Origin of the sequence: Bacillus proteolyticus (genome assembly GCF_001884065.1) — a bacterium.
Taxonomy (GTDB): Bacteria; Bacillota; Bacilli; order Bacillales; family Bacillaceae_G; genus Bacillus_A; species Bacillus_A proteolyticus.
This window is the reverse complement of the sequence record NZ_MACH01000067.1, coordinates 1-7,927: the sequence shown is the minus strand read 5'-3', so window position 1 is coordinate 7,927 and position 7,927 is coordinate 1. Positions and strand designations below refer to the sequence as shown.

At 35.8% G+C, this 7,927-nt stretch carries 8 protein-coding genes and 2 pseudogenes; 6 read left to right on the top strand and 4 right to left on the bottom strand.

What is annotated here, in order from left to right:
* Both BAQ49_RS09970 and BAQ49_RS09965 read left to right on the top strand, forming a co-directional pair.
* Window positions 1–117 (top strand): annotated as a pseudogene (locus BAQ49_RS09970) (ATPase); the annotation flags it as partial.
* Window positions 118–186: 69 nt separating this feature from the next.
* Window positions 187–384, top strand: a complete 198-nt coding sequence (locus BAQ49_RS09965) for a YolD-like family protein (protein ID WP_071745182.1) — start codon at window positions 187–189, stop codon at window positions 382–384.
* A gap of 300 nt (window positions 385–684) precedes the next feature.
* On the opposite strand, the gene BAQ49_RS09960 is transcribed toward BAQ49_RS09965, so the two are convergent.
* Window positions 685–999, bottom strand: a complete 315-nt coding sequence (locus BAQ49_RS09960; RefSeq protein ID WP_071745181.1) for an antibiotic biosynthesis monooxygenase family protein — start codon at window positions 997–999, stop codon at window positions 685–687.
* Between the two features lie 257 nt (window positions 1,000–1,256).
* Between BAQ49_RS09960 and BAQ49_RS09955 the strand changes: the two genes are divergently transcribed.
* The gene (locus BAQ49_RS09955; protein ID WP_071745180.1) at window positions 1,257–2,927 is read left to right on the top strand and encodes a ribonuclease J; all 1,671 of its coding nucleotides are present in this window, start codon (window positions 1,257–1,259) and stop codon (window positions 2,925–2,927) included.
* 244 nt (window positions 2,928–3,171) lie between these two features.
* Here the strand turns inward: BAQ49_RS09955 and BAQ49_RS09950 are convergent.
* A pseudogene (locus tag BAQ49_RS09950) lies at window positions 3,172–3,404 on the bottom strand (hypothetical protein); the annotation flags it as partial.
* A 210-nt stretch (window positions 3,405–3,614) separates the two neighbouring features.
* Between BAQ49_RS09950 and BAQ49_RS09945 the strand changes: the two are divergent.
* Entirely contained in the window at window positions 3,615–3,938 is a 324-nt protein-coding gene (locus tag BAQ49_RS09945; RefSeq protein WP_002146752.1) for a hypothetical protein, read from the top strand.
* Window positions 3,939–4,229: 291 nt separating this feature from the next.
* Here BAQ49_RS09945 and BAQ49_RS09940 read toward each other — a convergent pair whose 3' ends face one another.
* Window positions 4,230–4,799 carry a hypothetical protein gene (locus BAQ49_RS09940; protein WP_071745179.1) on the bottom strand — a complete coding sequence of 190 codons (570 nt, stop codon included), beginning with the start codon at window positions 4,797–4,799 and terminating at the stop codon, window positions 4,230–4,232.
* A gap of 435 nt (window positions 4,800–5,234) precedes the next feature.
* Here BAQ49_RS09940 and BAQ49_RS09935 point away from each other — a divergent pair, with 435 nt between their 5' ends.
* Window positions 5,235–5,738, top strand: coding sequence for a C1q-like domain-containing protein (locus BAQ49_RS09935; RefSeq protein WP_071745178.1), 504 nt, complete (start codon window positions 5,235–5,237; stop codon window positions 5,736–5,738).
* A 432-nt stretch (window positions 5,739–6,170) separates the two neighbouring features.
* Window positions 6,171–6,281: a YjcZ family sporulation protein gene (locus BAQ49_RS09930; protein ID WP_071745177.1), complete on the top strand. Its 111-nt coding sequence runs from the start codon at window positions 6,171–6,173 to the stop codon at window positions 6,279–6,281.
* Between the two features lie 1,052 nt (window positions 6,282–7,333).
* On the opposite strand, the gene BAQ49_RS31265 is transcribed toward BAQ49_RS09930, so the two are convergent.
* A partial coding sequence (locus tag BAQ49_RS31265; protein WP_084667381.1) for a hypothetical protein occupies window positions 7,334–7,927 on the bottom strand: 594 nt, incomplete at its 5' end.

Here is a 7,927-nt window from a genome sequence, read left to right as displayed (position 1 = left end):
GTTGAAATTGTTCCTAATCAAAACGGTGGTTTATACAGTGTCTACGGAATAGCACCTGGTAATGTTATTATTACTGCACAACGAGTCTTGAATTCAGAACTAACGCAGATTCTTTAGTTTTAAAAGTAAAGTGGTTCAATTCGGAGGAAGGCACCTTAGGGTGTCTTTTTTTACGGTAAGGCATTAATGTTTTCTATGTCTCGATTAGTGAATAATTTCACATTCTGTAATGACATCAAAAGCTTTTATCATGAAGACGGTTATTTACTCACTAGCTATATTACTATTGTTGATATTGATCTGCTAAATAGTGCTGTGATATGCACGGATTCTTTTTATAACAAGATGAAACTACAGTTTTCAAATATAATCGACGTAAAATAAAATTCACCCAACAAAAAATAAAAGGAGAAACCTCCTCTTTTCTTTTTAATTTAAACTTAGAACTAAGTGTAGCCTTGAAATAAGGTTTGATTAAATTAACTTAATAAACCTTGATAAAAGAGCAAATAAAAAAAGCGTGGTTCGAAAAAAGATTGTTCAAAACACGCTTTTTCTATATTCAATTAAATCATCCTTTTATAAAAAAGTTTGATTATTTTTCTATTCCTCTAGTTGAACAAACGCGCCGTTAGAGCGAAAAAGGTCGCTTAATTACAAGCTCCTTTAGACGAATTTACTAACTCAATCAATTCCTTTCAAAGAATAATCTCTTACCACCTTACAAATCTGCACGTTATATTGGCTATACCACGTTTCTTTTCCTTTTTGTTGTACTACTTGATGAGTCGTATTAGCTTTCCATTTTTGAATTGCTTCTAAGGATTCCCAATAAGAAATTGTAATACCATACTCTTCGTTATCTCTTGCGCTCTCAATCCTAATAAATCCAGGTTGTGTTTTTACTAGTTCTACCAAGTTCTCTGACATACTTTCATATCTTTCTGAATTGTGCTCTGATCTTTGAGAAGTGAATATAGCTGCATAATAGGTATTCATTGTGTTCCCTTTTTAAAAGGATTGCGTCTTTATTAAGAATCGAAAACCATGAGTGATTTCAATAGCAGCTGCCTCAATGGGAGGAAAGACCTCGATAACGATGTGGGAAACTAAGACATCAATGTTGTAGTCATTATTTTTAGGAAAAAACAAGTCTAGAGTTCCCTTTTTTATAGGAAGCTCGAGCATTCAACCCACTGATAAAAGGAAAACCAAAGGGCATACTAAGATTATATTTAAAATGGGAGGATATAAATTTGAGTACAAAAGAAAATGCAGTATCTATCTTTGCCTTAGGCGGCTTGAACGAAATCGGGAAAAATATGTATGCAATCGAATATTCAAACGATATTGTGATTATCGACTGTGGCAATAAGTTTCCAGATGAAAGTTTATTAGGAATTGATTTGATTATCCCTGATATAGCTTACTTAGTAGAAAATAAAGATAAAGTCAGGGCTTTAATTGTCACACATGGACATGAAGATCATATCGGGGGGATCCCGTTCTTCTTAAAAAAATTGAATGTACCCGTTTATGCCACACGCTTCACACTAGGATTAATTGAAATCAAATTAAAAGAACATAAACTCCTAAGAGAAAGTGAACTTATTGAAATCAACTCAAACTCAAACTTGACAATTGGAGAAATAAGGGTAAGTTTTTTCAAAGTGACCCATAGTATTCCTGATTGCTTGGGAATAGTCTTTCACACACCAGAGGGTAATATTGTACATACAGGGGACTTCAAGTTCGATTTAACCCCTGCGAATAATGAGAATTCGGATATTCATAAAATGGCTGCAATCGGCAAAGAAGGGGTCTTGCTTCTATTATCTGAGAGTACCAATGCAGAGCGTCCTGGTTTGACCCCATCGGAACAAATGGTAGGTGAACATGTGGAAGCAGCTTTCATGAAAGCCGAACGCAAAGTTATTCTTTCTACCTTTGCTTCAAATATTAGTCGCGTTCAGCAAGTCGTGAATGCAGCGCAAAAAACAAATCGAAAACTTGCGTTGCTTGGACGAAGTATGGTTAATGTTATAGCGGTTGCTATGGAACGTGGTTATTTAACAGTTCCAGATGGAATGTTAATTGACCCACATGAAATCAATGAAATGGCTCCTGAAAGGGTGGCCATTTTATGCACGGGGAGTCAAGGAGAACCATTGGCTGCTCTTGCTCGCCTGTCCACAGGAGACTTTCGCGGTGTCGACATTTTACCTGAAGATACGGTTATCTTTGCAGCAGGTCCAATACCCGGGAATGAACGAAATATCACGAGTATCGTAGACAACTTATTTGCCCTTGGAGCCAAAGTGATTTATGGATCGGGAAGTACATCCGGAATGCATGTTTCTGGCCATGGTTATCAAGAAGATTTAAAACTAATGCTTACATTAATGAAACCAAAATATTTTATTCCCATTCACGGTGAATTTAGAATGCTGCACCATCACCGTTTGTTAGGGGAATCCGTTGGAGTAGAGCAAGGAAACACTTTTATCATCAATAATGGCGATGTCGTCGATATTGAACATACCATTGCCCGTCAGACCCGGAAAATACCGGTGGGGAATACCTACGTAGATGGGGGGGATGTCGATAATATTGGGGAAATTGTGCTACGAGACCGCAAACAACTTTCTGAGGATGGAATGCTCATGATTGTTTTAACTATGAGCAAATCGGAAGGAAAACTAATTTCTGAACCCGATACCATTTCTCGTGGATTTGTGGATAGAGATTTCTCGGAACTCCGAAGAGACGTTAATCGACTTACTATAAAAACTGTTAACGAGCTACAAGAAGCAAATAGAAACCAATGGAATGTAATGAAAAAACAAATAAAAAAATCAATACGACAATATGTATATACACATACTAAGAAAAAGCCAATGATTGTTCCTATACTTATTGAAATTTAATAGGGGGAAGTTTTAAAAAAAGTGAATTAATTGATTTTCAACAATTGGGCGCGTTTATTGAATAAGAAAGGACATAACATATTAGTCATGTAAAATATGTTATGTCCTTTAATTTATCTATCTTTTTTAATTTAGGGCTTGACAAATCTTTTGTTCAAATTACGCTTTTTCTATATTCAATTGAATCATTCTTTTATAAAACTTTGTTTTATGGCCACAAAGTGACATCTAAAAGTTAGACACGTTATTTCATTAGGCAGCTTCTTGGGCATGGGTCCGGTATTGTACCGGGCTCATGCCTTTTAGTTTTGCCTTTGCTGTTGTGTATTTTATATTGTGGATCCATTGACAGTTACTTTTGCGTCTATAGTAAATCCTAATCCTGCATCTACAGATGCCTACAACATTATTATCCTGCCAATATGGAGAATCATAGAAACATAGGTTGTCCACTTTAGACACGACACGTTTTCCTACATTTAAATTGTTTCGTTCCAATCGACTGCAAAATGAACGAATACGTTTCTCCCTGTCTCACCAGATTTCTTGGATTTAAAGCCATTTTCCCTTTTAGGGTGTTATAGTCCTTAAGATCTTGTTAAACCTGTGCAATTACGGTTGGAATTTCATTCTGTTTGACACATATCCCCAGGCTATCTGGACATGATAAAAGATGAGGTGACTGACATGAAGGATAAAATATTAGAATTAGTACCAGGATCGGTAAAAAAATTACTCCAGAAAAAAGTTAAAGATGGAAACCGATGCATCATTGATTTGGTTGTGGATGATGCAACTGCTTATGGATTTGAACCGGAGCAAGTAGTCCCCTGTATCATGGCGGGTTATTATGTTTATGAATCCACCACCTATCCCAGTGAAATGGAGGAAGAATGGAAGCTGAACTTGGTTTTTCATGCGGCCAATCGCTCGGCAATGAAGCTTCTGTCTTATGGGAAGTATAAAGCGAAACAATCTGAAAGTGGATGGATGAGATATACAAATCCATAAGGTTTACTTAACATACACTAACTAGCTTGGTGAGCATGAGGCACCGTCACATGCCCATCAACTTGAGATTTTGAAATACCCCCAAGTATTTTGGTGAAAAAAAGCTAGCTTTTTTTGGATACTATCAATAATGAGTCGTTATGTTAACTAGATATGTATATACCATTCTTTCAAAAAACTATATGCTTCCTCAAATAATTCTTTTTGAAAATCTGGATTATCTTCACTTAAACGTTCAAAAAAACTCCGTGTTAAAAAAAATCTGGATCTTCAAATCCAGATTTTTTTTCTTTAATCGCGTTTTTTGCATTTTCCTCTGCATTTTTTGCGTTTTTCTGATTTTTCTATTTGATCGCCTTCTTCACCTTCGTTTCTAGCTAAACTACCCGTTCCGCCTCCCACTGCATGTTGCTGTTTGGTATTAGAACTTTCGATGGCAGCGTTGGTTCCCGCTGCACTGTCCTCTCCACCACCACTTGCCACTTGAGTAGCACTAGCCTGTTCCTCACTGGTTTCATTAATTTGATTATTGATGATAAGTACAAATTCTACCTCTTCATCCGAATTTTCTTTTTTCATTTTATGCGGCTCAATCTGCTCCCCACTAATTCCTTTATTTATCGCTTTGCCTCCAGCACCCACCGTTTGTTGCTGTTCGGTATTCGATGAATCGATTGCCGCATTATTTCCTGCTGCACTGTTTTGTCCGGCTCCACTGGCAATTTGTGTTGTATTCGGTGCAAATGTAATCTGGTTATTAATGACAATGACAATTTTTCGTTTATCAGTAAGATCTCCCAAATTAATTTCTTCACCATCATTTTTTACATATCGAAACGTGATTTTTTCATTGTTTTTCATGTTCTCACCCCCTTTGTAATATTAAATGATTAGAGAATGATAATGGATTGGACAAGAGTATTTTTTTATAAATATGTGCAACCCTACCCACAATAAAGGGTGTATTACCAGGTTCCGTTATTTTCCTTTTTTTTGAGTGTGAGGTGGGGGCTAAGAAACTTGAGTTATTAGACTCTTATTAAGTTAATGGTGGTCTTAAATGCACTTCCAATAACGAGATTATATGAACACGAAAGTCCCCCAGTTAAACAATCTGGAGGACTTTTAATAGTCTTCTAAATACATTGAATCCCGCTAATGATAAGTTATGTAAACTTTATATGTATACGATATATATTATTGCTTTTCCTTGGACAAGTAGAGACAAGTATACAAGAAAAACAGACTCGTTTTACATTTAATATAATAAATGTAAACAAAGGGGCTTGATTATTTATGTCATCAAAAAATAGAATGCATTTCAATCCTTGTGCGTTTCCTGTTCCTATTCAGGAAGGATTTCCACAATCAGCGTTTAGGGCCATAAATGTTACTGCAGAACAAAGTGTTTCTGTAGATACTCCGGTATTTCCAGTTTTATATCCAGATGAAATATTTGATCTAAACAATGAATATGACCCGGGTACATCAACTTTCACTCTAAAACAAAATGGAGTATATTCGATTATAGCAAGTGTTGCATTTTTCCCTAATGATGTGACGGCAAATTATAGAGTTGTAATTAATATCCGGGTAAACGGCATTCCTATAGTAACTGATAATGGTTTTTTTGGTGCAAATCCAGTTGAAACGGGTGATGAGGCAAGTGTTTCTGCCATCTTAAAATTAGCAGCTAGAGATGAAGTGAGTATCTCTGTTTTCAGTACTACTAATGGTATAATTCTACCTGAGCCACGTGGTACGCACTTTGAAGCAGCAAGGCTCCCTTTTCTAACATAATAAAACAAGTTTATTCTCTTTACTACCGATAACGAGAATTATGTCAAAAGTAAAACCGTCCTGATGGACGTTTTTTTGTATTTTTTGGCTAGCGTGGGTTTTTTCCGAAATGCTGGCGATACCCCATGTCCATCAAGCTAAGATTTTAAAGTACCCTCTAAATGGAAATTTTGTGTTTTTATAGACCTGAAATTTATTTTTATCGTTTTTGGGGTAACTTTTTTTCTTAAGTTGATGGCCATAGGGCGGTACCCCCTTAAATGGAGGTTCAATAATATAGTTGTTAAGTAGGAGGAAGGCACCTTAGGGTGTCTTTTCTTAATTTTCAAAAGGACCTGCTCAATTAATGCGTAAAAACATAAAGTAAAATGAATCCGTTAAAATACATGAGTGACACCGTGTGTTCTCCTCTTATCAAAAGGAGGAACTATTATGGGCTTTGGTGGTAGTTGTGGTGGCGGCTGTGGCTTTTCTGGAGGATTTGCGTTATTAGTTGTATTATTTATTTTATTAATCATAGTCGGGGCTTCTTGCTTCTGCTAAAAAAACTATCGGAAAAGACACTCCTGTAAGAGTGTCTTTTCTTAATATAATTTACATTAAATTAATTAAATTTTATAAATAGATATAGTAAAATAATATTAGGTGGGAACCCAGATATATTTGTGCTGTCAAAAAAGACTACATATAAAGAATTAATTAAAAACTGGGTAATATGAATAAAATATAACTTATGACCTGAGATTACATGTATCTAGTCCTCTATAAAAATGGCATTTATAGAGTTTCTAAATATGAAATAACGATAGGTGATGTTTAGTATGGAAATAGGAAATCAAAATAAACACATTATATAACTCTTGTAAGGTGGCCCTCGTTTTTAAAGTATGAATGCAATAGCTAGGGTGAAACCAGAGGCTAACCTCTTCTAATTCGAAAGTAAACTTTTGAATATAAGTTCACTTTCAGTTTCATCAATAAGAAAAACCACAGCAATCGCTGTGGTTTTGACTAAAACTATGTTGTAAATGCTCATAGCATTGTATGTTTGATTTCAATTGTAAGTTCCAATGTAAACTTTTAGATATTAGTTTACATTCATTTCCTTGATTTTATTGAATTTATCGCAATTTACCCATTCCCCTCAAAAACGACTATAAAAATATACATTCGAAACAATGCAAATAAAGAGGTTAGAACATCCATAAACAAAAAAGAAAGAGATTTTACTCTCTTTCTTTTTGGTATTCATTATTATGATGTATCCCGCCAACCAAATGACATACAACCCACTTTGGGACATTTTTCGCATGTGAACACCTTGATGGTCTTACGCTAAGGGTTTTCTATGCTATAAAAAGGTAGTAAATAACCTGGGGTATTCCGTAACAAAAGGATATCTAAAAGTTTTGTTACGAATTAAATTTGTTACACTATTAATAATCCTTAACGGAGGTTTTACGTTAGTGCGTTGGCTGTACCCAATAATAAATTTACCATCTTCCTTCAATTTTTCATAAAGCGTTTTTGCTTTTGAAATGTCATTGTTTATAATACATATTGAAAGTTGATTTGTTTATCTACCAGAAATGTGATTAGGTAGTAAATAAAACAGTGGCAGCAGCACCATCCGGTAATGCTCCACCTCCTGATGTTGTAATCCTTACTGATAATAAATCACATTGATGAACAGTAAAATTACCAGTAGCAATTGCACAACAATTAGTAGAAGAACTTGGACCTGATACAGTTGCTATAATACCTGTATTTGTTGTTGTAGTAGCACATGTAGTACTTATAACAATTTGAGCCGATACAGTTTGATTTGCAGCTAAAGCGTTATCTCGAATACTAAAAACTAAACCAGTAATAGTTGCCGTTTGTGGTATAACCACATTATTTCTTTCAAAACCTTTAGCAGCTCCTCCTTGTGAAGTACCTAAACCCATAAAATCATTATCACCAATTTGCTGATCTGAAGCTAAATAAATCGTCATTTCTGCTTTACCAGTAGCCCCAGTTGCTCCAGTTGCCCCAGTTGCTCCAGTTGCTCCAGTTGCCCCAGTTGCTCCAGTTGCCCCAGCTCCTCCAGTTGCTCCAGTTGCTCCAGTCGCTCCAGTTCCTCCAGTAGCCCCTGTTGCTCCAGTTGCCCCAGCTCCTCCAGTTGCTCCAGTCGCTCCAGTAGCCCC

Excerpts from the sequence above, each read along its gene's own strand:
- BAQ49_RS09965 (WP_071745182.1), top strand. The coding sequence starts at position 187 with ATGTTTTCTATGTCTCGATTAGTGAATAATTTCACATTCTGTAATGAC.
- BAQ49_RS09960 (WP_071745181.1), bottom strand. The coding sequence starts at position 999 with ATGAATACCTATTATGCAGCTATATTCACTTCTCAAAGATCAGAGCAC.
- BAQ49_RS09945 (WP_002146752.1), top strand. The coding sequence starts at position 3,615 with ATGAAGGATAAAATATTAGAATTAGTACCAGGATCGGTAAAAAAATTA.
- BAQ49_RS09940 (WP_071745179.1), bottom strand. The coding sequence starts at position 4,799 with ATGAAAAACAATGAAAAAATCACGTTTCGATATGTAAAAAATGATGGT.
- BAQ49_RS09935 (WP_071745178.1), top strand. The coding sequence starts at position 5,235 with ATGTCATCAAAAAATAGAATGCATTTCAATCCTTGTGCGTTTCCTGTT.
- BAQ49_RS09930 (WP_071745177.1), top strand. The coding sequence starts at position 6,171 with ATGGGCTTTGGTGGTAGTTGTGGTGGCGGCTGTGGCTTTTCTGGAGGA.